The organism is Novibacillus thermophilus (assembly GCF_002005165.1).
In the GTDB taxonomy this organism is placed as follows: Bacteria; Bacillota; Bacilli; order Thermoactinomycetales; family Novibacillaceae; genus Novibacillus; species Novibacillus thermophilus.
Window position 1 is genome coordinate 594599 of the sequence record NZ_CP019699.1, and the last position, 14167, is coordinate 608765.

12 protein-coding genes and 1 pseudogene are annotated in these 14167 nt (G+C 51.7%); 10 read left to right on the forward strand and 3 right to left on the reverse strand.

Annotation, left to right across the window (positions count from 1 at the left end):
* The first annotated feature begins 10 nt into the window (after positions 1-10).
* Positions 11-475 carry a histidine utilization transcription antiterminator HutP gene (locus B0W44_RS03000; RefSeq protein WP_228441446.1) on the forward strand — a complete coding sequence of 155 codons (465 nt, stop codon included), beginning with the start codon at positions 11-13 and terminating at the stop codon, positions 473-475.
* A 52-nt stretch (positions 476-527) separates the two neighbouring features.
* On the opposite strand, the gene B0W44_RS18860 is transcribed toward B0W44_RS03000, so the two are convergent.
* Both B0W44_RS18860 and B0W44_RS03005 read right to left on the reverse strand, forming a co-directional pair.
* Positions 528-650: a hypothetical protein gene (locus tag B0W44_RS18860; RefSeq protein WP_257788059.1), complete on the reverse strand. Its 123-nt coding sequence runs from the start codon at positions 648-650 to the stop codon at positions 528-530.
* 1 nt (position 651) lies between these two features.
* Positions 652-1971, reverse strand: coding sequence for a helix-turn-helix domain-containing protein (locus B0W44_RS03005; protein WP_169835395.1), 1320 nt, complete (start codon positions 1969-1971; stop codon positions 652-654).
* A gap of 364 nt (positions 1972-2335) precedes the next feature.
* Between B0W44_RS03005 and B0W44_RS03010 the strand changes: the two genes are divergently transcribed.
* The 5 genes from B0W44_RS03010 to rplT all read left to right on the forward strand — a co-directional run bounded on the left by B0W44_RS03010 (position 2336) and on the right by rplT (position 6728).
* Positions 2336-3055, forward strand: coding sequence for a hypothetical protein (locus tag B0W44_RS03010; protein ID WP_077718712.1), 720 nt, complete (start codon positions 2336-2338; stop codon positions 3053-3055).
* A 352-nt stretch (positions 3056-3407) separates the two neighbouring features.
* Complete coding sequence (gene thrS, locus B0W44_RS03015) at positions 3408-5336, forward strand: threonine--tRNA ligase (RefSeq protein ID WP_077718713.1); 1929 nt, start codon at positions 3408-3410, stop codon at positions 5334-5336.
* A gap of 219 nt (positions 5337-5555) precedes the next feature.
* A complete protein-coding gene (gene infC, locus B0W44_RS03020; protein WP_228441449.1) occupies positions 5556-6110 on the forward strand; it encodes a translation initiation factor IF-3 in 555 nt (184 codons plus the stop codon).
* Positions 6111-6143: 33 nt separating this feature from the next.
* Positions 6144-6341: a 50S ribosomal protein L35 gene (gene rpmI, locus B0W44_RS03025; protein ID WP_077718715.1), complete on the forward strand. Its 198-nt coding sequence runs from the start codon at positions 6144-6146 to the stop codon at positions 6339-6341.
* A gap of 27 nt (positions 6342-6368) precedes the next feature.
* Complete coding sequence (gene rplT, locus B0W44_RS03030) at positions 6369-6728, forward strand: 50S ribosomal protein L20 (RefSeq protein WP_077718716.1); 360 nt, start codon at positions 6369-6371, stop codon at positions 6726-6728.
* A 345-nt stretch (positions 6729-7073) separates the two neighbouring features.
* On the opposite strand, the gene B0W44_RS03035 is transcribed toward rplT, so the two are convergent.
* The gene (locus tag B0W44_RS03035; protein ID WP_077721187.1) at positions 7074-8345 is read right to left on the reverse strand and encodes an IS1380 family transposase; all 1272 of its coding nucleotides are present in this window, start codon (positions 8343-8345) and stop codon (positions 7074-7076) included.
* 177 nt (positions 8346-8522) lie between these two features.
* Here B0W44_RS03035 and ilvD point away from each other — a divergent pair, with 177 nt between their 5' ends.
* From ilvD to ilvC, 4 genes and pseudogenes are all read left to right on the forward strand, one after another.
* The gene (ilvD, locus tag B0W44_RS03040; RefSeq protein ID WP_077721230.1) at positions 8523-10193 is read left to right on the forward strand and encodes a dihydroxy-acid dehydratase; all 1671 of its coding nucleotides are present in this window, start codon (positions 8523-8525) and stop codon (positions 10191-10193) included.
* Between the two features lie 635 nt (positions 10194-10828).
* Positions 10829-12570 (forward strand): annotated as a pseudogene (ilvB, locus tag B0W44_RS03045) (biosynthetic-type acetolactate synthase large subunit).
* Between the two features lie 23 nt (positions 12571-12593).
* Complete coding sequence (gene ilvN, locus B0W44_RS03050; protein ID WP_077718717.1) at positions 12594-13085, forward strand: acetolactate synthase small subunit; 492 nt, start codon at positions 12594-12596, stop codon at positions 13083-13085.
* 53 nt (positions 13086-13138) lie between these two features.
* Positions 13139-14146: a ketol-acid reductoisomerase gene (gene ilvC, locus B0W44_RS03055; protein ID WP_077718718.1), complete on the forward strand. Its 1008-nt coding sequence runs from the start codon at positions 13139-13141 to the stop codon at positions 14144-14146.
* Positions 14147-14167: the final 21 nt, after the last annotated feature.

A 14167-nucleotide genomic window follows, 5' to 3' on the forward strand; every position in this document is an offset into this window, starting at 1 on the left:
GAGGAGTTCGATGGACCGGTGGGAGCCGTTGTTACGAGGTGACATCGGCAAAATGGCAATGATGGTGACGCTGCTCTCGGACGGTCGCGAGGAAAAAGAACTGGTGCAGGCCGTCAGGAGGCGCGGGTATTTAATTGTCACTGGCAAGGTCGGGTCCATGGACCCGCAGAAAGTCGTTGGCTCTATTGAATCGTCAGTAAAACGTCAAGCCCTTATTGACTCCGATCTGTACCGCGAAGAGCACGCGTTGTACCACGCCATGATGGAGGCGCTCCTCGGAATCAGCCGGGGGCAGATTTCGTTCGGCAGCGTATTGCGCACCGTAGGGTTGCGTTACACGGTGTTAAGAGGGCTGAAGTCTCCCAATGCCAAGGAAGAAAAGGATTGGATTGCCGTCGCGATGTACGGAACCATCGGGGCTCCGGCTAAAGGGGCGGAACACGAGGTCATGGGCCTTGGGATTAATCACATTTAAACGACAGCCCGCTGCCATCGTCGAGGCAGCGGGCTTCGTCCAGATCGAGCTATCAGTTATCGCTCTGCACGGTCGGTTGGTGCGAACCGATCGGATAGCTCTCACCAGCAAACGCTACGGCAGGAAGCGATAACAGTGCCAAAACGACAAATCCGAGCAACGTTTTTTTCAACATCTTAAATTATCCCTCCCTTAACGTACTCTTTTTCCAATGCGTACAGTTCACCCATGTACTTCAAAAATTTCTCATTGTCCGTATGCTCGTGTAACTGGGCTAACAGGACAGTGGCCTCTTTATGTTCTTTCGAAAACCCGTGCTTCTTCGCCAGGTCAAAAGCTTTTTCCAACACTTCCTGGGCGCTGTCTTTTTCCTCAAGTTCCATGTAAATGTCCGCCAACATCAGCAGCGCTTCGCTTAAATACTTGTGGTTGGCTGTTTTTTCCGCCAGTTCCACCGCCTGGTGCAAGTCCTCTTTTCCTTTTTGAAAGAGGCCGCGTTTAACTGAAATTTGACCGAGGAACATAAAGGTGCGAATCAAATACTCGCTGGAAAGGTGCTTATGCTTTATGGACAGTGACGTTTTAAAACACTGTTCAGCCATGTCGTAGTTCTCCGTGAGGAAGTAATTCTCTCCTAAGTTGTTCCACAAAATCCCGGTTAATTTCGGATCGTTGGTCAAATGTAAAAACTTTTGGGCCTCTTTTAGTGTGTCGATGGCATCTTCTACATTGTAGTAGTTTTGTTGAATGATCGCTTTTAAAATGTATATGGAAATGAGGCTGTAGTAGTCGTTGTTTTCCTGGGCAATCGACATCGCTTCCACCGTTAGCCCGTAAGCTTGGTTCGCTTTGCCGATGCGTTCGTAGTACAGTGCGAGGTTGTGGAGCTGGCGACCTTTCAAGTAAGGGCGTTCGCCGTTCGGGTTGAACGTTTTGAGCGCCTGCTTCGTGTACCGAATGGCGGCATTAAAATTGTTTTGATAATAGGAAATGTAACCTAAATTTCCGTATGCCTCCGAGATTAAGTTTGTTTCCTCAGGAACGTGCAACTCTTTTGCGCGGCGAATGACATTGTGAAATTCCCATTCGGCCCGGTCGTATTTTTTTTGGTACATAAAATTTTTCCCGCGGAAAAACGTGAGGCGGCACAGGTGGGTCGGGTTCCCTTTTTTTCTTTCCTCGTGTTCCAACGCTTTCAAGCGGCTTTCCGCCTCGTCGTAACAGTGATTCAAGATGAGTGAATTGATCTGGTCCAATTTAATTTCGAAAAAGTCTTCTAACTCCTCCTCTTCTTGAGCCACCTCTTTCAGTTCATCCAAACTCAGTCCGAGCCGGTTCAACAGATAGTCCAGTTTATCTTGTGAGATGTGACGCGTCACGCCCCGTTCAATGTTGCTAATGGTCGGGACAGACAGTTGCGGACCAGCCAGATCCTGCAGAGTCAATCCCATTTCTTTCCTCTTGCGACGTATGAGTTCTCCAATGTGTTGTTCCACCGCATAATCTCCCCCGTATTCGTTACTTTCCCGAACAATTTCAAACATTCTACACGTTATTATAATGAATTGTAGTGTTTTCGTAAATAAAAATTTTACATACAAGGGGAAATTGTTCGAGAATTTTACATCGATTACCTCTCATTTGTACAGAAGAGCAACAAGACAGATTTTCTAGAACAGACGGGTCGCGGCGTTACCCGAAAGCCGTAATCTGCCTTTTGCCATCAATATATGGGGATGGAACGCTGCATATTACTGGTGATTCAGCAAAAATTGCGACTGGGATTGTTTATATTTTGTCACACTGTTCCCACTTCCGTTATGCTAAAATAGCGAATATGGATTGAGAGGAGGATGGAAGATGCGGAGAGTTGCCATTATTCTAATTTTGACATTCGTACTGGCGACGCCGGCGTTGGCGGCGAGTCAAGAAGCTTCACAAGAGCAGGCGGCGGCTTGGGATAAAGTCGTATTGGACTATTATGACGGGAAGTACGGAGCCTCCGAGGAGTACGATCAAGACTATGTCAACATCAGCGACTGGGTGATCCTTGATGTGGATTCTTCTGAACTGGAGGCACAAGTCCGAGAAGAAATAGCCGTGAAGGAACAAGAACTGGCAGAAATTGAGCGACAAGTGGGCGAATTACAAGAGCGTTACGACTACTTTCACAGTCTCATGCAAAGCGTAGAGGACGAGGATTACAAAAAAGAGTTGGAGTCCCTTGTCCAAGACGCGGAGAAAGCTTTGAACGACGCCCAGAAAGAAGCCGAAAGCATACAGAGTGAGATTCAGGGCTTACAAGAAGAAGAGTACTTAACTCAAGTAGCAGTCGCAAAGGCCGAAATTAAATTCGGCGGCAACGTGCTCGGCACGATGACTCAGCGCGAGGACTTGTTTGTCAACCCTGAAAACGGTGAAATGATGGACGCAGCGACAGCGAAAGAGTACGCAGAAGTTAGCGAATATCTCAGTGAGCAGCCGCAAGTGGACCAACAAACGTATCACCACGAAACGGTCGGTTTGTTCTTTCTCGTCATTGGTTTGGGCGGCTGGTGGTTAGTCAACCGAAAACTTTAACACTGCCTTGACTCGAGGGGAAAATCTCGTTACAATACGGAAAACGCGACATCGTGAAACGGCGATGACAAGGCTACGAGTGTGAAGGGATGCCGGTTGCAAGAGAGAAGGCCCTTGGCTGGAAGGCCTTTAACGCGGCGCTCGCACTTACCTCCTTTGAGCTGCAGCGGGGAACGCGGTCGACGTCAGTAACCGCTGCCGGTTTTTTCGCCGTTATGCCGGTGAAGGGTTTACCGGATGGGCTGTTCCGGTAAACTGAATGAGGGTGGAACCACGACGCAGACGCTCGTCCCTTTTGGCGGACGGGCGTTTTTAGTTTTAAAAAATAGAATCATGTCGAGAGGTGATCTTGTTGAGCATTCACGTAACCCTGCCGGACGGTTCTGTCAAAGCGTTTGAATCCAGCGTGACAGTGGAGGACGTTGCCGCATCAATCAGTCCAATCCTTAAGAAGCAGGCCGTTGCCGGGAAAGTCGACGACCGCGTCGTCGATTTAAACCGGGAGATCGAAAAAGACGCCACCGTCAAAATTTTGACCTTGAAAGACGAAGAAGGGCTGGAAGTGTACCGCCACAGTACGGCACACTTGATGGCGCAGGCGATTAAGCGGCTGTATCCAGACGTGAAACTGGGCATCGGTCCGGTGATTGAAGACGGGTTCTACTACGACGTAGATTTGCCCGAAAGCTTAACGCCAGAGGATCTGCCGGAAATTGAAAGAGAGATGCAAAACATCGTGAAAGAGGACTTGCCCATTGAGCGGCAAGTCGTCTCGCGGGAAGAAGCTATTCAGCTGTACGAAGAGGTGGGAGATCCCTATAAATTGGAGCTCATTCGCGATTTGCCGGACGATGCCGTCATTACGATATACAGACAAGGGGAGTTTTTTGATCTCTGCCGCGGCCCCCACTTGCCGTCAACCGGCCGGATCAAAGCGTTTAAACTGTTGAGCATTGCCGGCGCGTACTGGCGCGGGGACAGCGATAACCAAATGCTGCAGCGCATATACGGGACAGCCTGGCCGAAGAAATCCGAGTTGGACGCATACTTAAAGCGGTTGGAAGAGGCGAAGAAACGCGACCACCGCAAGCTCGGCAAGCAGTTGGGCATTTTTACGCTGTCGGAAAAAGTCGGGCAAGGCTTGCCGCTGTGGTTGCCGAACGGTGCCAAGATTAGGCGCACGATTGAACGGTATATCGTCGATCTGGAAGAACGGCTGGGGTACCACCACGTGTACACGCCCCACTTGGCCAGCGTGGAGTTGTACAAAACGTCTGGACACTGGGACCATTACCGGGACGATATGTACCCGCCTATGAAAATAGATAATGAAGAACTGGTCTTGCGTCCGATGAACTGCCCGCACCACATGATGATTTACCGCAACGAATTGCGCAGCTACCGCGATCTCCCTTTGCGAATCGCTGAACTGGGAACGATGCACCGCTACGAAATGTCAGGGGCGCTGGCGGGGTTGCAGCGCGTGCGGGCGATGACGCTCAACGACGCTCACATCTTCTGTCGACCCGAACAGCTGAAGTCCGAGTTTAAACGGGTCGTAGAACTCATCCAGCACGTATACAAAGACTTCGGGATCGAAGACTACTACTTTCGCCTGTCGTACCGCGATCCGGAAGATACGGAGAAGTACGTGCAAAACGACGACATGTGGGAAAAGGCCCAGACGACACTGAAAGAGACGATGGACGAGATGGACCTTGAGTACGTGGAAGCGGAAGGGGAAGCGGCCTTTTACGGACCGAAGTTGGACGTGCAGGTGAGAACAGCTTTAGGCAAAGATGAAACGCTGTCGACCGTTCAGTTGGATTTCCACTTCCCGGACAAATTTGATTTGGAGTATATCGGGGAAGACGGACAAGCCCACAGGCCGGTTGTTATTCACCGGGGCGTCGTCAGTACGATGGAGCGGTTTGTCGCCTTCCTCCTCGAATACTATGCGGGAAACCTCCCGGTGTGGCTGTCGCCAGAGCAAGTGCGGGTCATTCCGGTTGCCGATCAGTTTTTGGACTACGGACGGGAAGTGGAATCCGCCTTGCAATCTAAGGGAATTCGAGCCAGTGTCGACAGCCGGAACGAGAAGATGGGGTACAAAATTCGCGAGGCGCAGTTGCAGAAAATCCCCTACATGCTTGTCGTCGGGGGGAAAGAGGCCCAAAACCGCACCGTTTCGGTCCGGGAGAGAGCTAAAGGCGATCAAGGGGCAGTCTCGATCGAAGCGTTTGTCGATCAAGTGCTCCAACAGATTGAAAACTACACATGACGTGCGTTCTAGGTGTTGACACTCCTCCCGGGATATGCTAATGTGTACGAGTAACACCATATCAGCTTTCCAATGCAAGCAGAAGCGCCCCGCTTCTCACCTGATCGACGCCGTTTTCGCGGTAGTTGGCAGGTCTCAGACAGACGGAAGAGTAGACGTCGATGTTGGCTGGACGTGAAGTGCGGGCATTTTGTCCGCACTTTTGTTTTCGTAAACGAAATGGGTACACTAACCCCGGAGGTGACAAATATTAGCAAAGACATGCCGGTCAATGAGGGCATACGGGCAAGGGAAGTGCGCTTAATCGGACCTAACGGCGACCAGTTAGGCATTAAGAAACTGCGTGAAGCGCTGCAGTTGGCACAAGAGGCCAATCTCGACCTCGTGAACGTCGCCCCTAACGCCAAGCCGCCTGTGTGCCGCATTATGGATTATGGGAAGTACCGTTACGAACAGAGCAAGCGGGAAAAAGAAGCGCGGAAAAAGCAAAAAGTGATCACCGTCAAAGAAGTGCGCCTCAGCTCGAGCATTGAGGAACACGATTTGCAGACGAAACTCCGCAATGTAAAGAAGTTTTTGAAGAAAGGCGACAAAGTCAAGTGTTCCATTCGCTTTCGCGGGCGGGAGATCACGCACCAGGACATCGGCCGGGAGTTGTTGAACCGCATTGCCGAGGAAGTGAAAGACGAAGCCGAGGTGGAGCGCCGTCCGAAGTTAGAAGGACGGAGCATGGTCATGATTTTAACACCTGTCTCGAAGCGGGAAAAGCATTGAACGAAATGACACCGAAAACATGGAGGACCGAAAATGCCTAAAATGAAAACACACCGCGGCGCAGCCAAGCGCTTCGGTAAAACCGGAAAAGGCAAAATTAAGCGGACGAAAGCTTATCACAACCACAACTTAGGGCATAAAACGATGAAGCAGAAGCGCCGTTTGCGCTCGTCGACCATCATGGCAAAAGGTGACGTCAAGCGCATCAAGCAGCTGATTGCCAACAAATAACGCATTGCACGCGAGGAGGGAACGACAGTGGCTAGAGTAAAAGGCGGTCCAGTGACTCGCCGTAGACGCAAAAAAGTGCTAAAGCTGGCAAAAGGGTATTACGGTGCCAAACATAAATTGTTTAAAACGGCAAAACAGCAAGTCATGAAGTCGTACATGTACGCTTACCGCGACCGTCGCCGCCGCAAGCGGGACTTTCGCAAACTGTGGATTGCGCGCATCAATGCGGCTGCCCGTCTGAACGGACTGTCATATAACAAGTTCATGCACGGATTGAAAGCGGCCGGGGTGGAAATTAACCGGAAAATGCTTGCCGATCTCGCCGTCCACGATGAAAAAGCTTTTTCGGAGCTGGTGAACCTGGCAAAATCGAAAGTGAATGCCTAAATCGCATGACAAGTGTTCGACGCAAGTTCTGTCCAGAGAAACACTTTGGACAGAACTTTTTTGTATCGGTTAATGACAGAACGGCTCATTTGCGTTAAACTGGCTATTAAAACAAAATCCTTTCGGGCGTTTCGATTTCTTCTATTTGTTAGAAAAAAAGTATTTTTATCCCGAATTTCGAATGTGGATAACATCAGCTATTTCTAGCATTACCCACATGGAAACAAACAGTAAAAGTGGAAACTAAACTTGTCCTTTCGATGGGGTTTCTTGTTCTTGGGATACACTTTCCCCCTCCCCACACAAGCGGGCTCGGTTATTTCCATGTAAAAGTTTGGATAGGCATTATTGTAGGAGAACCACCCGTTCTTCCATGCGCCGCCAACTGTACTCATTTTGGAAGGCTGCCGCGATTTTTAGAATGACTTGGCGACTGCGATAGATGATCGTACCAGGGACATGGAAAAACTCCTTACGAAATCGTGCAATGGTATAGCGGCGATGAACCGGTTCACAGCAGTCCATCTTAAAACGCTCGAATACATTGTAGGCCAACAGCTTCAGCAACAGATCGATTTCATTGGCTTTAAACGAATCTGTCGGAATACGGTGAATCGAAAAGCCGTGCTTCACTTCTTTGATGTAGTTCTCCATGCACGCGCGCTGATTGTAAAAACGCCAAATGTCGATGGGCTCCCAATCCAAATTGGTCACGATTGCTTCGTAATCCCAAAGAAAGTCGAATTGGAGTTGATCACCATCGTAGCGTTCGGCTTTCCTGATGACGACCACCATTCGAGCCTTTTTCCAAGAAGTGGCTTTGTACACTAAACAAAGGCCTTCGATGATGACGTCTCCGTCCACATAGCGTTTCCAATGAGGACATTTGGCGACTTCTTTGGCTAACCGATGCGTCCATTTGAGTTTGCCAACGTAGCCGATCTGTTTGCCTTCCCAAAAACTATAGAAGGTTTCGCCGCCGAATCCTTTGTCGAATCGGGCATACTTGACTTTACACGATTTAGGAAGACGTTGAAGGGTTTCCTTCGCGAAAGTATGGGCATTGCGGGAACAATGCGTATTGCCTGAACGCAGTTCGGCATTAAGGTAAAGACGGGACTTTCCTTCAAAGGCGATGAGTGGTTGGAAGCTTTTACGTCCGGGCTTTTGAGCGTTTGTCCCAACTTCGGCCCCTTCCTGATTCCCGTACACCGTCTCAACGGTGGAATCGAGGTCGAGAATGCATTCGTCGGATAGGCAGGGAGTGATGAGATCAAGGTTTAATGCCTTCAAGTCCCGACGGATCGTGGGCATGGAGACAGCAGCGCGGCACAGTTCTTTATACAAAAGAGTGTGATGGGGACAACGTCCACCTAAAAAACGACGTACCAGCGAATCGTCTCGCAATGAGCGGAAATGGAATATACGTTCGCAACCCAGTAGCCATCCGACTAAAAGGTACATCAAGATCTTGAAGAACGGAAAAAGCGTATTCCGGCCTTTCCCGCAACCTATCTGACGAAAAGCGTCTTCCAGTTTGATTTTTTCAAGGTACGCAAGCAAGGGTTTACTCCCTGCGTGTGAGGTTGCATTCTTTAGCGTGAATTCTGTTTTCATTTTGGCGATGTTTGTGGTAGACTTCACCTAACGGGTGCCCCTCTCTTTGGGTTTTGTTGTTCGTTCAAACACCATTATACCAAGGATTGGAGCACCTTTATTACTGGATCAAGCAACTTTACTTTCGAAATTCAGGTTTATATCATATATAGAAGGGGATGTGGAACCGTGAGAAAGATGAGAAGCGACATGATCAAAAAGGGGTTTGACCGTGCCCCTCACCGTAGCTTGCTCAGAGCAGCAGGGGTCAAAGAAGAAGATTTTGACAAACCGTTTATCGCCGTCTGCAATTCATACGTGGACATCATCCCGGGGCACGTCCATTTGCAAGAGTTCGGCAAACTTGTGAAGGATGCGATTCGGGAGGCGGGAGGCGTTCCGTTTGAGTTTAACACCATCGGCGTCGACGACGGAATCGCGATGGGGCACATCGGCATGCGCTATTCGCTGCCGAGCCGCGAAATTATTGCCGACTCCGTGGAAACGGTCGTGTCCGCCCACTGGTTTGACGGCATGGTGTGCATCCCGAACTGTGACAAAATCACGCCGGGGATGATGATGGGGGCCCTGCGCGTCAACATTCCCACTATTTTCGTCAGCGGCGGACCGATGAAAGCAGGGAAAGACAAGAGCGGCAGGTCCATCTCCCTGTCCTCTGTCTTTGAAGGTGTGGGAGCGTACCAGTCTGGCAGCATCGACGAAAAAACACTCACTGAACTGGAAATGTACGGTTGCCCGACGTGTGGTTCCTGCTCTGGCATGTTTACAGCGAATTCAATGAACTGTCTGGCGGAAGCCCTCGGTCTGGCATTGCCAGGGAACGGCACTATCCTGGCCGTATCCGAAGAGAGGAAAGAATTCGTCAAGCGGTCGGCTAGACAGCTGATGAAACTCATCGAGAAAGACATCAAGCCCCGCGACATTGTCACGAAAGAGGCGATCGACAACGCGTTTGCCCTCGACATGGCGATGGGCGGTTCGACGAACACCGTCTTGCACACGATGGCCCTCGCGCACGAAGCCGAGATCGACTACCCGATTGAGCGCATAAACGACGTGGCCTCGCGTGTCCCGCATTTGGCCAAGATCGCTCCGGCGTCGGACCACCACATTGAAGACGTGCACGAAGCGGGCGGGGTCAGTGCCATTCTCAACGAACTGTTTAAAAAGCCGGGGGTGCTGCACGGGGACTGTATCACCGTAACCGGCAAAACGTTGCGTGAAAATGTAAAGGGGTGCGAAATCAAAAACAAAGAAGTCATCCGTCCTATTGACAATCCGCACAGTGAACGCGGCGGGCTGGCGGTTCTCTTCGGCAACTTGGCGCCGGAAGGGAGCATCATTAAGGTCGGCGCCGTTGACCCGGAAGTGGGGGATAAGCACGTCGGTCCGGCGATCTGCTTTAACTCCCAGGAAGAGGCGCTGAAAGGGATTGCCCAGGGGAAAGTGAAAGAAGGAGATGTCGTCGTCATCCGTTACGAAGGACCGAAAGGCGGTCCCGGGATGCCAGAAATGCTCGCGCCGACGTCACAAATTGTCGGGATGGGGCTGGGAGCTAAAGTCGGTTTGATTACGGACGGGCGCTTCTCCGGCGCATCCCGCGGCATCTCCATCGGCCACATCTCGCCGGAAGCGGCGGAAGGGGGACCCATCGCCTTCGTGGAAGACGGGGATATCATCGAACTAGACCTCGCCAACCGAAAAATCGAGTTGAAGGTCAGTGACGAGGAGATGAAACGCCGTCAAGCGAAATGGAAAGGGTTTGAACCGAAAGTAAACAGCGGTTATCTGGCCCGTTACTCCAAACTGGTCACATCGGCGAGCACTGGCGGCGTCATGAAAATATAACAAATTATTTTACCTAAAACCATTGACATTGGGCTGAGAAGGTGTCTATAATAGCATCTAAATAATAAATGCAAGCACGCCAAATCTATATGACCGTTTGGTTGGAAGGGTGTCTAGGGTTCCGCCGTAACAGGGTCTGGACCGAGTGACATCAGCACTTACGGCTCGTAAGTGTACACCGTGAGGATAAAAGCCTCTGCGGCAGGTTCTAACCTAATCGTGCCCACATGATTAGGAAATAACGCTGTAGGGGCTTTGATTATTCAACCCCATGATTCAGAAAATTCCAACCGCAGAAGAGGCTATGAAGAGGATAAGACATGAGGCGTCAGGTGTGACAGAGAGCTCTGGGTTGCTGGAAACAGAGTCACCTGCTTCATGGTAGCTCGCCTCGGAGCTTTCCCCTGAACCGCAGTGGGTGTGTGCGCTGCGCAGTAGGATTGGAACGGGTCGCTCCCGTTAAGAGCGAAAGTGTACGACGACGAAACACTTGCTGAGGTTGCGTTTTGCGAAAAACGCGACGAAGTTGGGTGGTACCGCGAAATCCTTCGCCCCAATCTGGCACGTAAAGAGGTGTTAGCTTTATGTGCTGGAAGGAGAAGGATTTTTTATTTTTTAAAAAGGAGGAGACAGTCATGTGTGCCCAGGCGCAAGCGGCGGGAAATGTGTTAGAACTGATCAAGGAAGATGAGGGAGAAGAATTAAGCGGCGCAGAGATTCTTTTGCGGTGTTTGATTCAAGAGGGCGTGGAGCGGATCTTCGGGTACCCGGGCGGGGCTGTGCTTCCGATATACGATTCGCTGTACTCCAGCGCTCTCCAACACATTTTGACTAGACACGAACAGGGGGCGATTCACGCGGCGGACGGGTATGCCCGGGCGACGGGCAAACCGGGCGTCGTCATCGCCACCTCCGGCCCCGGCGCGACCAACTTGGTTACAGGCATTGCCACGGCGCATATGGACTCGGTTCCGCTCGTCTGCATTACGGGAAATGTGGCGACGTCCGCCATCGGGACAGATGCCTTCCAGGAGGCGGATATTACGGGTATTACGATGCCGATTACGAAACACAACTACTTGGTTCGCGATACGAAAGACATTCCGAGGATCGTAAAGGAAGCTTTCCACATTGCGAGCAGCGGCCGTCCCGGACCCGTGCTGATTGATATTCCGAAGGACGTGGCCAACCGGAAAGTGCGATTTCAATCGGTAGACCGTATTTCCCTTCCTGGCTACAACCCGACGTTAAAACCGCATCCCCTTCAAGTGGAACGCCTCGTCAAGGCAGTTGCTGAGGCGAAGCGGCCAGTCATACTGGCTGGCGGGGGGTTGTGAGCAGCGGAGCCGATCAAGAGTTGATCCAGTTCGCGGAACAGGCACGCATTCCCGTCACCACCACCTTGATGGGGATCGGCGGATTCCCTGGGAAACACCCGCTGTTTATGGGCATGCCCGGCATGCACGGAACGTATGCGGCGAACCAGGCGCTGCTCGAGTGCGACCTGCTCATCGGAATTGGGGCGAGATTCGACGACCGGGTCACGATGGGGCGTGTAGACAAATTCGCACGGAAAGCCAAGATCGTCCACATCGACGTCGACCCGGCCGAGATCGGCAAAACTGTCGAGACGTACATCCCCCTCGTCGGCGACGTCAAACTAGTGCTCGAAGCCGCAAACGCGAAAGTCTCGCCGTCTCAGTCAGAAGCGTGGTTGAAGCAAATCGACGAATGGAAGACCGCGCATCCGCTCTCGTACAAAAAACACAGCAACACCCTCATGCCACAGTGGGTAATAGAGCTGTTGTATGAATCGACGGGCGGGGATGCGATTGTGACGACAGACGTCGGGCAGCACCAGATGTGGGTGGCCCAGTACTTTCACTTTAAACAGCCGCGCTCACTTATTTCGTCGGGCGGCCTCGGGACGATGGGCTTTGGCTTTCCTGCGGCCATCGGGGCGCAAGTGGCCCATCCGGAGCGGACGGTCATCTCCGTCAACGGCGACGGTGGCTTCCAGATGAACGCTCAGGAACTGGCTGTTGTCGCCATCCATAATATCCCGGTGAAAGTGGCCATTATTAACAACCAGTGTCTCGGCATGGTGCGCCAGTGGCAGGAGCTCTTCTACGAGAACCGCTACAGTCATATCGATCTCTCGGGGAGCCCGGACTTCGTCAAACTGGCCGAAGCCTACGGCGTTCTCGGACTGAGAGCGACAAATGAGGAGGAAGCAAAAAAGGCGTGGCAGAAGGCCCTCGACCATCGCGGTCCGGCCGTCGTCGACTTCGTCGTCCGCGAAGAGGAGAACGTCTATCCGATGGTGCCCTCCGGTCGCGGTTTGGACGAAATGATTCTAGGGGATGAAGGCAAATGAAGCACGTTAGGGGATGAAGGCAAATGAAGCACGTTCTGTCTGTTCTCGTCAACAATGAACCAGGGGTGCTCGCCCGCGTCGCCGGTCTGTTCGGCAGACGCAATTTCAACATTGACAGCATTTGCGTAGGTGAAACTGAAATCCCGGGTCTTTCGCGCATGATTATCGTCACATCCGAAGACAACCGTACGATGGAGCAAGTGAAAAAGCAGTTGCACAAGCTCGTCGACGTGATTAAAGTGCAGGACTTAAGCGAGAATGCGATGGTGGCGCGGGAGTTGATGCTCGTCAAAGTCGGGGTCACGCCTGCGTCCCGCTCTGAAATTAACGGGATTCTCGATCCGTTTCGCGCAGCTGTTGTCGATGTCAGTCCGGACTCCATCATCGTGCAGGCGACAGGAGACAGGGAAAAACTGGACGCACTGTTGGACCTGCTCCACCCTTACGGCATCAAGGAAATCAGCCGAACAGGGTTAACGGCGATGATGCGCGGCATGGTGAAGGTGCCGTCGTAAGGGTACTGCCACATACGACGTAAATTACAAACTTTTCAGGAGGTTATACGAACATGGCAAAAGTGTATTACAGCAACGATGCAGACATGAGCTACTTGAACGGAAAAACGGTGGCGATCATCGGCTACGGGAGTCAAGGGCACGCTCACGCCCAAAACTTGCGGGACAGTGGAGTGAACGTCGTCGTCGGTTTGCGCAAAGGGAAGTCGTGGGACAAAGCTGTACAGGACGGCTTTGACGTCAAAACGGTGGCTGAAGCGACTCAAGCGAGTGACATTATTCAAATCCTTCTACCAGACGAAATACAGCCGGACACGTACAAAAATGAAATCGAACCGCATTTGACCGAAGGCAAAGCCCTCTTCTTCGCCCACGGGTTCAACATTCACTTCAAGCAAATTGTGCCTCCGGACAATGTCGATGTGGTCCTCATTGCGCCGAAGGGCCCGGGGCACCTCGTGCGCCGCGTGTACGAAGAAGGATTCGGCGTGCCGGCACTCATCGCCGTTGAACAAGATGCCAGCGGCCAAGCGTTTGAAATCGGGATGGCGTACGCCAACGGCATCGGCGCGACGAAAGCCGGTGTCTTGAAGACGACGTTCAAAGAGGAGACCGAAACTGATTTATTCGGTGAGCAGACGGTTCTGTGCGGAGGGGTGAGCGAACTGGTGAAAGCTGGCTTCGAAACACTGACAGAAGCCGGATACCAGCCGGAAATCGCTTATTTTGAATGTTTGCACGAATTGAAGCTCATCGTCGACCTCATGTATGAAGGGGGCCTCACCGGCATGCGCTATTCCATCAGTGACACGGCGGAGTACGGTGATTACGTGAGCGGTCGACGCGTGATCGGTGAAGCGTCTAGGAAAGCGATGAAGGAAGTGCTCAAAGAGATTCAAGACGGCACGTTCGCCCGCAACTGGATCAACGAGCACAAAAGTGGCCGCCCCAACTTCAACAAAATGGCCCAGGCGGACAAAGAAAGCCAGCTGGAGCAAGTGGGTCGCGAACTGCGGAGTATGATGTCTTGGATTAACGACAAGCAGACAGTGAAAAATTAAAACTCGATGATTGGAGGAGGT

Excerpts from the sequence above, each read along its gene's own strand:
- B0W44_RS03000 (WP_228441446.1), top strand. The coding sequence starts at position 11 with ATGGACCGGTGGGAGCCGTTGTTACGAGGTGACATCGGCAAAATGGCA.
- B0W44_RS18860 (WP_257788059.1), bottom strand. The coding sequence starts at position 650 with ATGTTGAAAAAAACGTTGCTCGGATTTGTCGTTTTGGCACTGTTATCG.
- B0W44_RS03010 (WP_077718712.1), top strand. The coding sequence starts at position 2,336 with ATGCGGAGAGTTGCCATTATTCTAATTTTGACATTCGTACTGGCGACG.
- infC (WP_228441449.1), top strand. The coding sequence starts at position 5,556 with ATGGGTACACTAACCCCGGAGGTGACAAATATTAGCAAAGACATGCCG.
- rpmI (WP_077718715.1), top strand. The coding sequence starts at position 6,144 with ATGCCTAAAATGAAAACACACCGCGGCGCAGCCAAGCGCTTCGGTAAA.
- B0W44_RS03035 (WP_077721187.1), bottom strand. The coding sequence starts at position 8,345 with ATGAAAACAGAATTCACGCTAAAGAATGCAACCTCACACGCAGGGAGT.
- ilvD (WP_077721230.1), top strand. The coding sequence starts at position 8,523 with ATGAGAAGCGACATGATCAAAAAGGGGTTTGACCGTGCCCCTCACCGT.
- ilvN (WP_077718717.1), top strand. The coding sequence starts at position 12,594 with ATGAAGCACGTTCTGTCTGTTCTCGTCAACAATGAACCAGGGGTGCTC.
- ilvC (WP_077718718.1), top strand. The coding sequence starts at position 13,139 with ATGGCAAAAGTGTATTACAGCAACGATGCAGACATGAGCTACTTGAAC.